This is a genomic window from Cryobacterium lyxosi (genome assembly GCF_004403345.1).
GTDB classification, from domain to species: domain Bacteria; phylum Actinomycetota; class Actinomycetes; order Actinomycetales; family Microbacteriaceae; genus Cryobacterium; species Cryobacterium lyxosi.
In genome coordinates, this window is sequence record NZ_SOGT01000015.1 from 263,111 (window position 1) to 279,487 (window position 16,377).

Consider the following 16,377-nt stretch of genomic DNA (forward strand, 5'->3'; position numbering starts at 1 on the left):
GTCAGGCGCCCGGCGTGAGGCCGGTGGTGTGCAGGGAGTATGCGACGAAGAGCCCGATCACGATGGAAAAACCAAGACCCCATTCGCGCAGCCAAGCCACGTTGAAACGGTGTGCCAGGAACAGGCACATCCCCATCACCGCGGCCGAGGTGAGAACGGTCAGGATGTGCACGGGAGTTTTGCCGAGCTCTCCGATACCGAGGCTCGCGAACGCTCCGAGGAGAGCCGCAGCGGGAATGATGGCCATCAGGGCGGGGTTCACGCTGCGCAGCCGAGAGTCGCCGCGTCTGAGCAGCGGGGTCAGCACCAGTGTGGCGATCATCCACATGGCGCCGGAGAGACTCATCGCCATAAATGCGACGGCGAACACGCTCTGGGTGTAACTCGCGTCGCCAAGGGCTGCTCCCATGGTGGTGGCGGCAATACTGGCCGAGGCAGTCTCGGTGGCAGCCGACCCGACCAGACCGACGCGCACCAGCACAGCCGGGGTTCCGAACAGGCTGAGCAGGGCCACGCTGACGAGCACTACCGCCAGGGAGGGGCCAATGGCGGCCACGGCGCCGGCGCGGAAAGAGGTTTTCAGCTCGGCCGAGCTGATGCCGGCCGCCGGCGCGGCGATCCGGGCCGCACGTACGTACACGACCGTTTGCAGGATGATGGCGGCGAACACGCCGACAGCTAAAATCCACAGGATTGGCAGGTTGGCGATGGCGAGGATGTCGGTTGAGCCAGGGTCACCGGGCAGAGATGTGATCATAAGTGCTCCAGAGCTGAAATGCGGGTGGGGCGGTGCGTGATGATAGGTTCGGCGCTAAGGAACTCCTTGTATTGTCAAGGAACGGCGTACGAGCAGAGGTGGATTGTGCGGCTACTGGATCCCCTGGAGCGGCGGATCGCGGCCGCGCTGCAGTTCGACGGGCGCAGATCTTGGAGCCAAATCGCCGAAGTGCTCGGCGAACCGGAACGCACTGTCGCCCGCCGAGGCTGTGAACTGATCGAAGCCCGGCTGGTGCAGGTTGCCGGACTCCGCCCACAATCCACATCGGTGATCATCCGCGTGCAGACCGCGCCGGGCACCACTCGCGCGACCGCAAACGCACTGGCGCAGCGTCGGGATTCGACCTTCTCTTACACAATGACCGGCGGCGTGGATTGTGTCGCCGAAGTGCTGACCGAGGCCGATCTGATGCCGGCGCTGCTCACGGACGAGATCCCCGGTACGGTCGGCTTGGTGCGCGCAGTCAGCTACCCCGTGATGCACTACTTTCGCACCATCCGCGGCTGGCAGCCTGACTTGCTGACGGAGGTCGAAGCGGATGCCCTGCGGGCCGGTGTAACGACCGACACGTGGAGTCTGCAGGAGCCGCAGCGGCTGAGCCGGGTCGACAACGAGATCGTGGAGGCGCTTTGCCAAGACGGTCGGGTGTCCTGCGAACGGTTGGCCCGCCTGACTGGTGTGTCCAACGCCACGGCCCGCCGCCGCACGGAATGGCTGCTGCAGAACAACCATGTTTACATTCGGGCGGTCGTTGAACCGGCGAGTGTCGGGCTTCCGGTCGAAGCGTTTTTGTGGATCCGCAGCGACCCGAAGAACGTCGAGGCGGTCGGCCGAGACCTCGCGGCCTCGCCGCTGGTGAGGTACGCAGCCGCGGTCGCCGGTGACTACCAGATCGTCGCGAATGTCACCGCGAAGGACCAAGCCGCCCTCTATGCCTGCGTGACGTCCGCACCCTGGGTTGCTCACACCAAATCGATTGATGTCAGTCTGCTGCTCGAGGCTTTCAAACGTGGCGGACGAGTGCTGCAGCCCGCGCGAATCTGAACACCTCCGACGCATCTCAGCTACCGGTGTGGCACAGATCGGGAGCCTGCCACGCATACCGCGTGGCCTGTTCGAAGCAGTAGCCCACCCGCAGAAGTTCGACGTCCTGCCCGTGGTCCATGACCAGCTGCAATCCGACCGGCAGGCCGGACTCGCTGAAGCCCGCTGGTACGCAAAGCGCGGGAAGCCCGGTCGCAGAAACGACGCAGGCGGAGCGCATCCACTCGAGGTAGTTGTCAAAGGGCACGCCGTCGATCTCGGTCGGATACCGCAGGGCGGCATCGAAGGGAAGCAGCTGGGCAGCCGGACTCGCGAAGACGTCGTAGCGGGCGAAGAAGACGCGGGTCTTCTGCGCCAACCGGGTGCGGGCCAGCGCGGCCGAGACGACGTCGGCTCCGTTCAGAGCAAGGCCGCGCTCGACATTCCAGCGCACCTCGGGTTTGATTTTGTCGCTATGCCAAGCCACGAGATCGCCATAGGACAGGGCAAAGTCGAACGCGCGCACTGTGCTGAACACCTCGTCGGCGTCACGCAGGTCAGGGGCGGCCTGCTCCACCGTCGCGCCGAGGTCTTCGAACACCTGCAGCTTCTGGTGCAGCACGCGCAAAACCTCTTTCTCAACCGGAATGCCCAGACCGAAATCGTCGGACCAGCCGATGACGAGCCCGGTGAGATCGCGCTGCAGCGGCTCCAGAAACCGGCGTGCCGGCACCGGGTTGGGGTACGGTGTGTCGGCGTCTGGCCCGGCAAGCACTGACATAGCCAGGGCAATGTCGGTAACCTCCCGGGCCAGCGGACCGCTGCGAGAGAGCCAGCTCCAGGCGTTGAGGCTCGGCTGCAGGGGGATCACCCCGAGCGACGGCCGAAATCCCACCACATTGCAGAAGGAGGCGGGAATGCGTAGCGAGCCGCCCATGTCGCTGCCGTCGCTTATGGACTGGATGCGCGCGGCCAGAGCGGCGGCGGCCCCTCCGCTACTGCCGCCCGCGCTGAGCGACGGGTCGTACGGGTTGGTGGTCGTTCCGAAAACCTCGTTGAAGGTGTGTGACCCGGCAGCGAACTCCGGCACGTTGGATTTACCGGTGGTGACGACGCCAGCGGCCTTGAACCGTTCGATAATCAGATCGTCGTGGTCGGGAACGTGGTCGGCGAACAGCGGTGACCCGAAGGTCGTGCGCAGGCCCGCGGTGGAATGAGTGTCCTTATGCGTCATCGGAACGCCGTGCAGTGGAGGCAGATCATCACTGCTCAGGGTGCGGGCGTCGGCGGCCACCGCGAGGTGACGGGCCGCCTCACGGTCCTGGGTGACGATGGCGTTGATGCGAGGGTTGACCCGGTCGATCTGGGCGAGGTGCGCGTCAAGGGCTTCGTTGGCCGAGATCTCGCGTCGGCGAATGGCCAGAGCAAGCGCGGATGCTGACAGCTCGGTAATCTGGTCGCTCACGGTTTATCCCCTGCCTGGCCGGTAGACCGGATATCCCGGGTGCGTAGAAGTCTCGTAGTCGGCAGCCGAAATAGTGAACGGAAGTCCGTGAATACGACCGATTAGGCGGAGATAGCCACGTTTTTGACCGATTTCGTCATCACGGGGTGGGCCGGGTCAGGTGTGGAACACCCGCTGCTATATCTCGTCTAGGCGCTCAGACGAAAAAAGTCCGGCAGGAACGATTCTTAGAAGGTCCTGTGACGCCAGGGGTGACTCTAGAGGATGAGCATGAATCTCCGACCACACCGCCGGTTCGCCCGGACCGCTATTCCCGCAGCCGCAGTCATCCTCGCTGTCATCATCAGCGGGCTGGTGCTGGGTGTGTCGGCGGGGTGGACGGCCGTGGAGATGGATGTACTCCGGCACGTGAATGCGGTCCACACCGCGCCACTCGACGCGGTGGCCCTCGGTCTTGACTGGCTGTTCAGCCCGGCCGTGGGAGCGGCTCTTGTTCTGCTGGCAGCCCTGTCGGTGCTGGTCGCAACCCGGCGACCCGGGGCGGCGATCCACTTCCTGCTGGTGGTGCTGATTCCGACCGTGGGCGCCGACGTGATCAAGTTGCTCGTGCACCGGGCCAGGCCCGATATCCCGTCACTCCCGCACATCTTGCTGCTCGAACCGGGCGGACTCAGCTATCCGAGCGGTCACACCAGCTTGGCCGCCTGCTTCCTCGTTGGCATCGTCATCGTCACGGCCGGTCACCGGCGGCATCCGTTTGTGATGGGAGCGGCTGCAATCGTGGTGCTCGCCGCGGCAGCGTCCCGAGTGTATGTGGGGGTGCACTATCCGTCTGATGTGGCGGCGTCGATCGTGTACTCGGTCGCTGCCGTGGCGCTGGTGAACGCGGTCTGGCGGCTTTCACTGTCACACTGGTCCGAACGTCGATCCGACCTCCACGCCGGATCCGTTTACGGAGGAATCACGGATGGCCGCAGAGAGTGAGACGCGCACCCGCCTGCTCCTGATCGATGACGATCCCCAACTCGGTCCGATGATCAAGAAAGTGCTCACGGAAATCTACGACGTCACCCTCGTCGCCGACGGTGCGCACGGCCTGGCCGCCGGCCTTGCCGGGGAGTACGAGGTGATGGTCATCGACCGGCGTCTTCCGGGGCTGGACGGGCTGAAAATCGTTGAAGCCCTCCGCCGCAAGCTGATTACCACCCCCATCCTGCTTCTGACGGCGCTGGGGACCACCTTCGACAAAGTGGCCGGGCTCGACATCGGCGCCAACGACTACCTGGTCAAGCCGTTCGAATTCGATGAGCTTTTCGCCCGGTTGCGAGCCATTCGTCGGGTATTCACCGGCGAAGGCCGCACGTTGCTGGTCGGTGAGTGGGAGTATTTCCCGGACAGTCGCACGATCTATTCCCCGTACGACGGGCGCATTCTGTTGACGGTCAAAGAGAACGAGCTGCTCAAACTTTTAGCGGATGCCCCGCAGCGCACGTTCTCCCGGCAGCAAATCCTGCAGGCCGCCTTCAGCGCTTCGGACACCGCCGGAATGGTGGACACGTACGTGCATTACCTCCGGCGCAAGACAGACCCTGAAATTGTCCTCACGGTGCGCGGCGAGGGCTACCGCCTGGGAGAACCATGAATCGCAGTAAGCGTTTCGTCGTGGACAGCGATGCCCTCGCCATCCGTCGGGCCTCCCGGGTCGTCGGTACTCGAATCGCCATCGCGTGCGCTGTCGTCGTGGTGGTGGTCATCGTTGCCGTGTTCGTCTACATCCTGTCCGAAATCTCACCCGGTGAGCTGTTTGAACCGGTGACCGACACCGACAACTTGCAGGTCAGCGCCGTCAAACTGCTACGCGCGGCTGCAGTGTTGGGTGTGGCCTTGATCGTTCTGGCCGGTGTGTTGAGTTGGCAGGTCACTCATCGGGCTGTGCAACCCCTGGGCGAGGTGCTGCGTATCCAGCGGGCGTTTGTCGCCGACGCGAGCCACGAACTCCGCACCCCGCTCGCGGTGCTCGATGCCCGCCTGCAGATTCTGCAACGCACCCTGCCCGCCAACGACCCGTCTTCCTCGGTCGTCGCGGAGCTGCGCAGTGATGCGAAGGACCTCATTCACATCGTGAACGACCTGCTCGAATCGGCCGAAATCGGCGGTGCCGCGGTGCAGCACGCCGTCGTCGTCGATCTGGTCGCGGCCGTGGCTGCCGCAGCGCAGTCGATGGCGCTCATTGCCGTTGACAAACGCGTCACCATTGAACTGAATGCTCCGCAGCCCGCGCCCGTGCGGGTGCCAGCATCCAGCATCACCCGGTGCGTGGTGGCCCTGCTGGATAACGCTGTGCGGTTCGCTCCTCGCGACTCGGCCATCACGGTTAGCGTGGCCGTGACCAAGAAGACGGTGGCGGTCACCGTGCGCGATCAAGGTCCTGGTATCCACGGCATCGACCCTGCCCGAATTTTCGATCGGTTTGCCCACTCCGCCCCGCCGGAAGCTGGCGGCGACGAGTCCCGCACCGGGTTTGGAATTGGCCTGTCCCTCGTGCGCGAAATTGTCGTGCGCTACGGCGGATCAGTACACGTCGTCGATAGCACTGCCGCGGGCACAGCAATCTGCCTGACCGTTCCGCGAGCGAAGTCGGCCTGATCATCGCCGTGGCCGATACCAGTCGTTGGTCGAGCGAAAGACTATGAATTTGTAGATCTCCGGCAACGATTGTTGATTTCTGTGAGAAGTCTTAGACGCCGCCGTGTTCGCTGGTGTTACCGCTCTATCCAAGGAGGAACACTTGTCCACGACCTCAACGCTCTCCTCGACCGTTTCGCCCGTACGGCATCTCCTGACCAAGGTGCCCGAGGTGACGCTCATTTTTTGGGTGATCAAAGTGCTCGCGACCACTGTGGGGGAGACCGCCGCAGACTTTCTCAACGTGGACCTCGGGTTGGGCCTGTCGATCACTTCGGTGATCATGGCGGTTCTGTTGGTTGCCGCGCTGGTCGTGCAGTTCAGATTGCACACCTACACTCCGGCTGTCTATTGGCTGGCGGTGGTGCTCATCAGCGTCGTCGGTACTCTGATCACCGATAACCTCACCGACAGCCTCGGCGTGCCCCTGTGGGTGACGACGGTCGTCTTCTCCATCGGGCTGGCCGTAACCTTCACCGTCTGGATCATTTCAGAGAAGACCCTTTCCATTCATTCCATCTTCACGACGCGGCGAGAGACGTTCTACTGGTTGGCCGTACTGTTCACGTTTGCCTTGGGCACCGCGGCGGGCGATCTCGTCGCCGAGGGACTCAATCTGGGCTTCCTCGTGGCGCTGATCGTCTTCGCCGCCGCCATCGCCGTGGTTGCCGTGGCGTACTTCGTCTTCCACCTCAACGCCGTGCTCGCCTTCTGGATCGCCTACATCCTGACCCGCCCGCTGGGCGCATCCACCGGCGATCTCCTCTCCCAGCCCGTCGCCGACGGAGGGCTGGGGTTGGGGACCACGGGAACCAGCGTGCTCTTTCTGGCCGTGATCCTCGTCCTGGTGATCGTGCTCACCCGCCGTGCCCGCGCCACGGATCCACGTCTGACGGCCACGATCTAATCAACGCGTGCGGCAGCGGATGCTCGGCCTGTCTTCAGATGATTCAAAGAAAGTCCTTGCAGCATGAACTCTATGACCGTTACCGCGCTGCCCACCTCCGGATTGCTGGATCCGCAGTCGGTGATCGCCAGCGCCGGCGTCTGGGGCCTCGTCGTGGTCTGCGCGATCGTGTTCGTGGAGACCGGCTTACTCGTCGGGTTCTTCCTGCCCGGCGACACCCTGCTGTTCTTCACCGGCGTGCTCACCTTCAGCGGGGTGATCAGCCAGCCGCTCTGGGTCGTCATCCCGGCGATTGCGCTGTCGGCCGCGATGGGCGACCAGCTCGGTTACACCATCGGCCGCACGACGGGCCGGCGCATCTTCGACCGCCGCGATTCCGGCCTGTTCAGCCGCAAAAGTGTGACGCGAACGCAGGAATTCTTTGAGCGGTTCGGGCCGGCGGCCGTCACGATCGCCCGCTTCGTGCCCGTCGTTCGTACTTTTGCTCCCGTCGCCGCCGGCGTGGGCAAGATGCCCAGGCGGGTGTTCACGATGTTCAATATCGTCGGCGCTGCGCTGTGGACGACCGGGGTTGTGCTCCTGGGGTTTGGGCTGGCTCATATTCCGGGCGTCGCCGATTTTGCCGCACGCTACATCGATCTCGTGCTGATCGGAATCGTCGTGCTCTCCGTGGTGCCCGTTGTCATCAGGGCCGTCGTCACACATCGTCAGAATTCTCGAGTGTGACCGCCGAGGTGCGCGGGGCACTGCGCGGTCGGAGCGCGCGATGACAGAATTGGGCGAAGAGGCGCTACGGATTTCGGTGGCCCTGTATAGAGAAGGAAAAACCATGGCGACAATTGAGCTGCTCCACATTGCCGGTTGCCCGAACTCGGAGCTGACCCTCGTTCGGCTGCAGCGCGCCGTCGACAACGCGATGCCCTCGAACACACTGATCACATCCACCGTGGTCGATTCTGCCGAAACGGCCGCACAGGTCCCGTTCGCTGGATCACCGACGATCCTCGTCGACGGTGTTGATCTCTTCCCAACGGATGGCCGCACCACCGACCTCGCCTGCCGCATCTACCACACACCGAACGGCCCGGCCGGATCTCCAACCCAGCAACAAATCGAAGCTGCGCTCGCGGCCCATGGATGACGCTTCAGGGCTCTCCTGTCCCTGCGGCGGTCGCATCTATCCGCGCTGCCGGCTGCACGCGTGAGTGACACGCTCGGTACGGCGGAGATCAATGACGTGCAGACGGTTGACCGTGCGGTCACCTATCCTGCACGGCGCCCTCGGCACGTGGTCGCCGTTCGAAATCTGGAAGAGCGGCGGGGCCTGACGCTCTAGGAAACGCAAGGCCCTCCGAAGAGCATTTACCGTAAGCCGAACGCCGGTCAGCGCTCACCGAAATCAACTTTCATTCGTCTGCAGTATTAGAAATTAACGTTCAGAGTTCACCTTGGGGGCGAGGCGCGTTCACACCGCCTCCCTAACGTCGCAGTTATGACCGAAACAACAATTCCCGCGCTGGCAACATCGTTCAATCCGGGGTCCATCCACACGCCGGAACGTATCCGCGCCAGACTGATCGATTTCAGCCCAGCCGAGCGGCGCGTGGCTGATGCGGTCCTGCGGGACCCTTTTGGCGTCATCCACCTATCGGTAAGTGAGCTGGCCGCGAGCGCCGACACCAGCCCCGCGACGGTCATACGATTCTGCGCGACTCTGGGGCTGCGCGGCTTTCAGGAACTCAAAATCACGCTCGCCAGCGAGTCGATACCGAGCGAACGTCGCGTTCTCGGCGAAATCCAGCCGGGTGATGGGGTCGCCGAAATCACGCTCAAGGTCATGGACACAACTGCCAGAGCAGTTGGCCAGGCCGCGCAGACTCTCGATCTGAGCGTGCTCGAAGCGATCGCCGAGCAGATAGTTGGCGCCCGCCGTGTTCTCTTCGGAGCGGTTGGTACGTCTGCGCCGCTGGCAGTGGACACTGCCTATCGCCTCACCCAGATCGGCATTGACGCTACATTTGCCCTCGACGTGCACACTCAGCATGTCAGCGCACGGATGCTTCGGATCGGTGACGTTTTCTTTGCCATCAGCCACACAGGCTCGACCTTCGAAACACTCGCCACCACCCGCGCAGCGAAACTTTCAGGCGCGACTACCGTCGCCCTGACCAGCTTCTCGCATTCCCCTTTGACTGAGGTGGCAGACCTCAGCCTTGTTGCGGGGAGTGCCGAAACTGCTTACCGCGTTGAGTCGATGTCGAGTCGTATCGTGCACTTCGCCGTGCTGGACGCTCTCTTTGTCACCCTGGCACTTCGCAGCAGTACCAGCTCAGCACACTTGGCCATGACCGAGGATGTGCTGATCGAGCACCGTATATAGCTCCGTCGAATCTTGGAGAGCCTTACCTGCCAACTCGGCCCGAAGCCGGAACAGCCCAAATCACAATATGTAAAGGATCTACCGTGCACGGAATTGTCGTCTACAGCTCGGGCCAACCGGCCGAGGGCATTGCCGTTACCAATGGCCATCACGTTACCCAGACCGACGCCTCCGGCCTGTTCGCCCTGCCCGATGAAGGCTCCTTCGTCGTCATCACCCGGCCAACGGGCCATACCGCGACACCGTGGTGGCACCCGGTTCCGGCAAACCACGAAACCCAGATTCGTTTCGAACTCCTGTCGATGCCGCAGTCTCTTCCGTACGAGTTTGTGCACCTCACGGACACTCATATGACGGTTCCGCAGGACGCGACGGAAGTGGATGACACTCACTCAGGCCTCTACCGCGAAGGAAGCCTTCCCGGCCAAGTCCGTGATTTCCTCACCCGGCTACCGGAGTACGCCCCGAACGCGCAGAGTATCTTCGTTACGGGTGACCTCGTCGACCACGGCGTTACTGAGGAATACGAAGCGTACGTTGACGTGCTGACGTCGAGCCCGGTGCCCGTGCACCTCATTCCCGGAAACCACGACCATATGAACGGGCGCCACGGCGCCATCATCAGCCGCAACAACTATCTCACCAATGATGGAACGCCCGAGCTGTATGAACGCTACTTCGGGCCACGTTGGTATAGCTTCGATGTCGCGGGGCTGCATGTGGTCACACTCGATTGGCACACCCATGAGCTCGGTATTGACCACGAGGCGCAGAACGACTGGGTGCGGGCAGACCTTCAGCTTCGGCCAGAGGGCAGCCCATGGATTTTACTGTTCCATGACCAGCCGAATTTCTCCATCATCGAGCAGCTGCCGTGGTTGCCCAAGGCAACCTTTTCGGGCCACTGGCACACGTCGAGAGTCGTCGAGGTTGACGGTACGCTGCACGTAAACAGCCCCACCACGTTCTTCGCAAGCCTCGACTACAGTCCGCCGGCCTACCGTCTTGTCACCTGGGACGGCGAGAACATCACGTTAAAGACGCAGACGCTGCTGACCGTTCCCGTCCCCGACGTCCTCGGCGATGTTGCTACGTCTACTTTTGCGGCAACGAGCACACGGTCTGACAATTCGGCCGTGCTATGGCGGGCCGAACTCGGTGGCGCTGGCCATCGGCAGCGTGCATCCGTTGACGGCGACCTCGTTCTCGCTGGCGGCCAGATCGAGGATCGTGCGGCGGGGACAGTGGAGGCCTTCGATCTAGCCACCGGAGCGCTGGTCTGGCAAGCACACACTGCTTCGGCAGTGAAGACGACGCCTGCCGCCACTCTGAACGTCGTCGTGGCTGCTGAAGTGAGCGGCGACCTGACCGGATTTGATCGCACCACCGGAGAGGTCATCTGGACCTTGAAATCAGGCGATCCGCTTCGCCGGTTCGCCTGGGGCAGCCCAACGGTTGCCAACGGAGTGGTCTACCTCGGCGACCAGTCCGACTTGCGAGCCGTGGACATCCGCACCGGAGAAATAATCTGGCGTCGCACCGACCTTTCGCCGCATCACAACCTCGTGAACCACTCAGCCCCGCTGCTGATCGATGATCTGTTGGTCATGGGATTCTGGCCCACGCCCGAGCATCCAATTGGTCTGAACGCTCAAACGGGCGAGTCAGTGTGGAACCGGGCCGGCTGGGACGGCACAGATCCCTTCCTTGCGCTGAAGCGGATGCTCATCATGGGCACGGCCAGCTACGATCCACACACTGACGCGGTACTCATGCCGGCGTTTGGCAGCACCGCGCGCGTGAATCGGGCCACAGGCGCAACGATGTGGACGCAGCCGCACCAGGGCGGATTCAGTCCAACTACGCCGGTCATCACGGATGCGGGATACATCATTACGGTCACGGGGCATGGGCTGCGGCTGCTCGAGCGCGAAACTGGCGACACGTTATGGGACCTGCCGATTGCAGGTTCCGCCCCTTTCCCGATGGCGTCCTATACAAAAATCCCGCACCCCGTTATCGCAGCACCAATCCTGCTCGAGCAGCACCTGGTACTGCCCGGACTTGACGGCATAGTGCGGCGGATCGACCTTGAAGGCAAGCTGATCGGGCAGACCCAACTCGCGTCACCGATCGCCGCAGGTCTCGTGGACGCGGGTGACCGGCTCATTGCCGTTGGCGTCGATGGCAACGTGCTTGCTTTGTCAAAGGACATTGCGTCATGACGACTCTCATGCACGACGAGAAACTTGTCATCGCTGTTCGCCTCCCTGCACAGCCGTTGCGGCGTTCACGTACGAATCTTGTTCCCGCACTATTTCTTCTGCCAGCCGGAATCGGTATCGGTACCTTTGTGATCGTTCCGGCCGTGTTGTCGCTCGCGGCGAGTTTTTTCTCTGTGCCGCTGACCGGCGGCGCGTGGACCTGGGTGGGCCTGGCCAACTACGAACATGTTCTAACCGATGCTGCCGTACTGCAGGCCATCGGAAACACCATCGTGTATTCCGTGATCACGATCGTGCCCAGCCTTGGGATTGGTCTGTGCCTGGCACTGCTTGCGAATTCTGTGGTGCGAGGGCGCGCGTTCGTGCGAACCGCATTGTTTTTGCCGATGACGGCCAACCTCGTGGCCATGGCGGTCGTGTTTCGTTGGCTCTTTGCATTCCAGGGCGGGTTCATCAACCAAGTGCTGGGGTTCGCCGGATTTGGGGCGGTCAACTGGCTCGGCGACACGAGTACATCGCTGCTGACCTTGGCCATGGTTGGCGTGTGGCGGAGCGCATCGTTTAGCATGATGATCTTCTTCGCTGGGCTGGCCACCGTCCCTGGCACCATCCACGAGGCCACCAGGGCCGAGGGCATCCGTGGCTGGACAAAACTCACCCGCATCACGCTGCCCATAATGAAACCGACCGTAGTCTTCGCCACGGTCGTTGCCGTACTTGGCTCGATACAGGTTTTCGACACCGTCAATGTCATGACGCAGGGTGGTCCGCAGGGGGCCAGCGAAACGATTCTCACCATGACCTGGAAACTTGGTTTTGGCTACTTCGATCTCGGGGCAGCGTCCGCGCTGTCCTTCCTGCTACTTGTCGTGCTCGTAGGCATCGGCCTCATCCAACGTCGCGTACTCGCAGGAGGTCACAAATGATTCACGTGTTGCGAGCCGGACGATGGCTGGTGATTACCCTGGCCGTTCTGGTGTCGCTCTTTCCCTTTTACTGGATGCTGCGGACCGCCGTTTCTCCCGCCGACGGGGTGTTCTTTAACGGCATCTCGCTCATCCCTGCGAGCTTTGATTGGTCGAATTTCGCCCGAGCCTGGACAGAAGCCAATCTTGGCCAAGCGATTCTCATCGGTTCTGTCATGACACTGTCAATCCTGGCGCTCCAGCTCATCACCTGCATTCCCGCCGCTTATGTGCTCGCCAAAGTTCGCATGCGCGGAAAAGGCGTCGCCCTGGCGATCGTTATCGGCTGTTTACTCGTCCCTGGGCAGGTCAGTTTGATTCCCATCTTCATCGGAATCAACAGCATCGGCCTGGCAGACTCTCTCCCCGGACTCGTTTTGCCCTATATGACCAGCGCGTTCGGGATCTTTCTCCTCCGACAGCAGATGATGGCCATTCCCGATTCCCTCATGGACGCGGCACGCACCGACGGACTAGGGCACTTCCGAACTCTCCGAAACGTGGTCGTTCCCATGGCTGCACCCGGTATCGCCGCCTTCAGCGTCTTCTCCGTCTTCACGCACTGGAACGACTACATGTGGCCGCTCCTCATTGCCCGCAGCCCCGACCTTGCCACCCCGCCCCTCGCCCTTGCACTCTTTCAACAAGCTGATGCGGGGTTCGACTACTCCGCACTCGCAGCAGGTGCCGCAATCGTGACCGCACCTGTGATCGTTCTCTTTCTCATCGCGCAGAAGCGGTTCGTTCAAGGCATGAGCGGAGCGGAGATTCCAGGATAACCACGCGCTAGATCAGGGTCTGCATTATTCTTCCCGCGATTTTCCCGAAGTTCCGAACTGCAGTTCATACATATAGGAGTTCTTGTTATGGTGACCAAACGACTTTCTCTCTCACTCGGTGCTCTTGCCGCCGGCTCTATCCTGTTGTCAGGATGTGCGGCATCCGGGGTCTCGGTTCCCGCAGCCTCCATCGCTGCGGCAGCCAACATCGCCGATTGCAACCCCGCAGAAAATACCATCACTGTCACTTATGGGCAGATGGCTAATGAGGCCATGGCTATTGCCGTCGCGAATCTGCAGAAGACTTATCCTGACCTCACCATCAACGCTACGCCGCCGTCGACGTCTAACTACAACGAACTCACTCAAACAATTGTGGCTGACATCGCGGTGGGTAATCGTCCCGATCTCATCATGACAGGACTGGGCCAGCTGCAATTCTGGGTTGATACCTACTCTCCGTCACCAATCGACACGTCGGTGTTGCGACCGACCTACAAGACCCAGTTTCTTGGCGCTGGCACGGTCGATGGCACGGTCTATTTGGCGACAAACCAGATCTCCGCTACGGTCTTGCTTGTCAATCAGGACGCGCTGGACTCTGCCGATGCGGGCGAAGCGAAAGACATTAAAACTCTCGACGATCTCGTCGCCGCCGCCGAAAAAGTAACCGCCGATACGGGGCAGCCGTCGGTGAGCATTCCAACCGATGGCCTTCCGGAATGGTTTAGCCAAGCCTTGATCCAGGGTTCGGGAGAAACGTACGTCAACTCCGATGGTACCGCGGGCTTTGGCTCCGAGAAGGCTATCGAGGCGCTCTCCATTTGGCCCACACTTAAGAACAAGGATCTTGAACTTGGCGTAGTGAACAATCAGGACGCCATCGCCCAGTTCATCGGAGGCAATGCGGCATTCCTGATCTATACGACCTCAACTATTGCCACAATTCAGGAGGGCATCGGCGACGCATTCGACTGGATGCCTGTCGATTTGCCCAGCGTTGGTGGGGAAGAAGGCGCCCTGCCCGCCGGTGGCAACGGCTGGATCGTCCTCAGCGAAGACGCCTGCCGTGCAGCGTATTCGAATGCCTTGATCGCCGAGCTTCTCTCTCCGGAGGCCGTCTCCGCCGCCAGCGGCACGTCGTACAGCTATATTCCAGTCGACACGGAAGCGGGAGACGCGCTCCTTGCCAGCGACGCCGCGACGAAGCAGTTGACCTACGCGTGGAGCTACGATAAGCCGCTTACACCGTGGGGTGGGTTCGCCGGAAAGGACACCATGGAGATTTTTGACATTGTGCGACTGATGACGCAGAAGCTCCAGTCGGGTGCCGACGCCACGGAAACGGTGAACGAGACTGTCACGAACATCAACCAGATTGTGAGCGAGTAACAACATGACCGCGGTCAAGATTCTTGGAATTCACAAATCCTTTGCCGAGGTGAAAGCCCTCGACGGGATCGACCTGACCATCGAGGATGGCGAGAACTTCGCCATCCTCGGGCCGTCAGGGTCGGGCAAATCCACGTTATTGCACATCATCGCCGGGCTGGAGGACCCTGACGAAGGAACAGTCGAGTTCAATGGCGTTGCTCAGAATGGAATTCCTCCGCATAAACGAGACGCCGCTATCGTGTTCCAGCATTTCGCTCTCTATCCGCACCTCTCATCTCTGGAGAACATCACGCTCGGCCTGCGTCATGGCCTGGGACTCAACAAACAGGTTGCTCATGCTCGGGCCAACGATGTGGCTGACAGGATGCAGGTCAAACATCTCCTGGACAGGAAACCAAAAGAAATGTCCGGTGGTCAGCGCCAGCGCATCGCTCTCGCTAGAGCGCTGGCGAGACAAAGCGGAATCGTGCTGCTCGACGAGCCACTTTCCGGCCTGGACGCGCAGCTCCATGCCGTACTTCGTCTGGAAATTGCGAGCATTCTGCGTTCCGTTGGTGCCACCGGCATCAACGTCACTCATGATCAGCTCGATGCCATGGCGATGGCCGATCGGATCGCGGTCATCAACCTCGGACAGATCGAACAGCTGGGCACACCCGATGAGCTCTATGCTGTGCCGCAGACACTCTTCGTGGCCTCATTCATCGGATCGCCGCCGATGAACCTTCTGAAAATCGACGAGGTGACGGGCGCGTCTGCTTTTGGACTGCATTCTGCTGCCCAGGCTTCGGGCGCACTCACTCTCGGCGTCCGTGCAGAACACCTCACACTGACGACCCCCTCGGATAGTTCCAGCACGTGGGCGATCACCGGAGTTGTCGGTCTGGTCGAACCGACAGGGAAAGATCGAATCGTACGGTTGGTTAGCGACTCCGGTCATGCCGTTACTTTTCGCTGCGAGGTCGAAGACACTCCCAACCCGGGCGCACGGGTCACGGTGCACTGCGCTCCGAGCCTCGTGCACGCTTACTCTCAAGAGACCGGACGTCGCGTTGGATCGGCAGAGTCGGTCGGGGTCACCCTGCGTCAATCGGTCCTCGTGTAATGGACGCAACCGTAAACACAATGGAGTTAACCGACACCATGGTCATGTTTGACTGGAATGGCACGGTCGTGCTTGACGCCGATCGTGCCCGCGCGTCGTTGAATTCAGTACTCGAGGCGCGAGACCTGGGAGCGCTCGACACAGATGAGTTCTCTAGAAAATTTCGGCTGCCCATGAAGAATATGTTCCGCGATCTCGGCGTGCATTCACTCGACCTCGCCGTCGCTGAAGCCGAGTGGAACCACCACATGACCCAGACGACCACGCGTCTTCGCGCGGGTACTAATGCTGCTCTCCTGGCGCTGTCAGAGGCGGGGGCTTGGTTGGGCGTCGTATCCGCCGCTTCCGCTACGGCAGTGCAGTTTGACCAGAGATCGTTGTCTGTGCTGCCAGTCTTAGACGTCGTCGATGCCGAGGTCGCAGACAAGGTGGCGCAACTGGTCCTCCATCGAGCTCGTCGCACGCACGCATTTTATATCGGCGACACGGAGTATGACATGGTCGCTGCTTCCGCGGCAGAGTACATACCTATTGGCGTTTCGGGCGGTTATTCCTCTGAACAAGTGCTGCGTAAAGCCGGTGCTGCACATATCGTCGGGTCGCTGGGCGAAATCATGGCCCTCGTTGCGCACACCGACTGCGGACGCGAGTAACTTCGGCATAAGTGCGT

Annotated in this window: 16 protein-coding genes; 14 read left to right on the top strand and 2 right to left on the bottom strand. The window is 61.6% G+C overall.

Going from position 1 to position 16,377, the window contains the following annotated elements; genetic code table 11:
• Position 1: 1 nt before the first annotated feature.
• On the bottom strand, positions 2-757 hold the full coding sequence (locus E3T27_RS14730) for a DUF5058 family protein (protein ID WP_134573635.1): 756 nt from the start codon (positions 755-757) through the stop codon (positions 2-4).
• Between the two features lie 105 nt (positions 758-862).
• Between E3T27_RS14730 and E3T27_RS14735 the strand changes: the two genes are divergently transcribed.
• A complete protein-coding gene (locus E3T27_RS14735; RefSeq protein ID WP_104195593.1) occupies positions 863-1,822 on the top strand; it encodes an Lrp/AsnC family transcriptional regulator in 960 nt (319 codons plus the stop codon).
• A gap of 16 nt (positions 1,823-1,838) precedes the next feature.
• Here E3T27_RS14735 and E3T27_RS14740 read toward each other — a convergent pair whose 3' ends face one another.
• Positions 1,839-3,266 (bottom strand): amidase, encoded by a 1,428-nt coding sequence (locus tag E3T27_RS14740; protein WP_134573637.1) that lies wholly within the window; start codon positions 3,264-3,266, stop codon positions 1,839-1,841.
• Between the two features lie 270 nt (positions 3,267-3,536).
• Here E3T27_RS14740 and E3T27_RS14745 point away from each other — a divergent pair, with 270 nt between their 5' ends.
• The 13 genes from E3T27_RS14745 (at position 3,537) to E3T27_RS14805 (ending at position 16,360) form a co-directional block, all read left to right on the top strand.
• The gene (locus E3T27_RS14745; protein WP_166786225.1) at positions 3,537-4,250 is read left to right on the top strand and encodes a phosphatase PAP2 family protein; all 714 of its coding nucleotides are present in this window, start codon (positions 3,537-3,539) and stop codon (positions 4,248-4,250) included.
• Positions 4,234-4,908: a response regulator transcription factor gene (locus E3T27_RS14750; RefSeq protein ID WP_134573641.1), complete on the top strand. Its 675-nt coding sequence runs from the start codon at positions 4,234-4,236 to the stop codon at positions 4,906-4,908. The genes E3T27_RS14745 and E3T27_RS14750 overlap by 17 nt, the downstream gene beginning before the upstream one ends.
• Positions 4,905-5,912: a sensor histidine kinase gene (locus E3T27_RS14755; RefSeq protein ID WP_134573642.1), complete on the top strand. Its 1,008-nt coding sequence runs from the start codon at positions 4,905-4,907 to the stop codon at positions 5,910-5,912. The genes E3T27_RS14750 and E3T27_RS14755 overlap by 4 nt, the downstream gene beginning before the upstream one ends.
• Before the next feature lie 142 nt (positions 5,913-6,054).
• Positions 6,055-6,858 (top strand): COG4705 family protein, encoded by an 804-nt coding sequence (locus E3T27_RS14760; protein WP_198416542.1) that lies wholly within the window; start codon positions 6,055-6,057, stop codon positions 6,856-6,858.
• Between the two features lie 63 nt (positions 6,859-6,921).
• Complete coding sequence (locus E3T27_RS14765) at positions 6,922-7,584, top strand: DedA family protein (protein WP_134573646.1); 663 nt, start codon at positions 6,922-6,924, stop codon at positions 7,582-7,584.
• 103 nt (positions 7,585-7,687) lie between these two features.
• Positions 7,688-7,999 carry a hypothetical protein gene (locus E3T27_RS14770; RefSeq protein ID WP_134573648.1) on the top strand — a complete coding sequence of 104 codons (312 nt, stop codon included), beginning with the start codon at positions 7,688-7,690 and terminating at the stop codon, positions 7,997-7,999.
• A gap of 351 nt (positions 8,000-8,350) precedes the next feature.
• Positions 8,351-9,238: a MurR/RpiR family transcriptional regulator gene (locus E3T27_RS14775; protein ID WP_104195585.1), complete on the top strand. Its 888-nt coding sequence runs from the start codon at positions 8,351-8,353 to the stop codon at positions 9,236-9,238.
• A gap of 83 nt (positions 9,239-9,321) precedes the next feature.
• Positions 9,322-11,463 (top strand): outer membrane protein assembly factor BamB family protein, encoded by a 2,142-nt coding sequence (locus tag E3T27_RS14780; protein ID WP_134573650.1) that lies wholly within the window; start codon positions 9,322-9,324, stop codon positions 11,461-11,463.
• Positions 11,460-12,389, top strand: a complete 930-nt coding sequence (locus E3T27_RS14785; protein ID WP_233200502.1) for a carbohydrate ABC transporter permease — start codon at positions 11,460-11,462, stop codon at positions 12,387-12,389. The genes E3T27_RS14780 and E3T27_RS14785 overlap by 4 nt, the downstream gene beginning before the upstream one ends.
• A complete protein-coding gene (locus tag E3T27_RS14790; protein ID WP_166786226.1) occupies positions 12,386-13,207 on the top strand; it encodes a carbohydrate ABC transporter permease in 822 nt (273 codons plus the stop codon). The genes E3T27_RS14785 and E3T27_RS14790 overlap by 4 nt, the downstream gene beginning before the upstream one ends.
• 87 nt (positions 13,208-13,294) lie before the next feature.
• Positions 13,295-14,599, top strand: a complete 1,305-nt coding sequence (locus E3T27_RS14795) for an extracellular solute-binding protein (protein ID WP_134573652.1) — start codon at positions 13,295-13,297, stop codon at positions 14,597-14,599.
• A gap of 4 nt (positions 14,600-14,603) precedes the next feature.
• Positions 14,604-15,707 carry an ABC transporter ATP-binding protein gene (locus E3T27_RS14800; protein WP_134573654.1) on the top strand — a complete coding sequence of 368 codons (1,104 nt, stop codon included), beginning with the start codon at positions 14,604-14,606 and terminating at the stop codon, positions 15,705-15,707.
• Between the two features lie 20 nt (positions 15,708-15,727).
• Complete coding sequence (locus E3T27_RS14805; RefSeq protein WP_166786227.1) at positions 15,728-16,360, top strand: HAD family hydrolase; 633 nt, start codon at positions 15,728-15,730, stop codon at positions 16,358-16,360.
• Positions 16,361-16,377 lie beyond the last annotated feature (17 nt).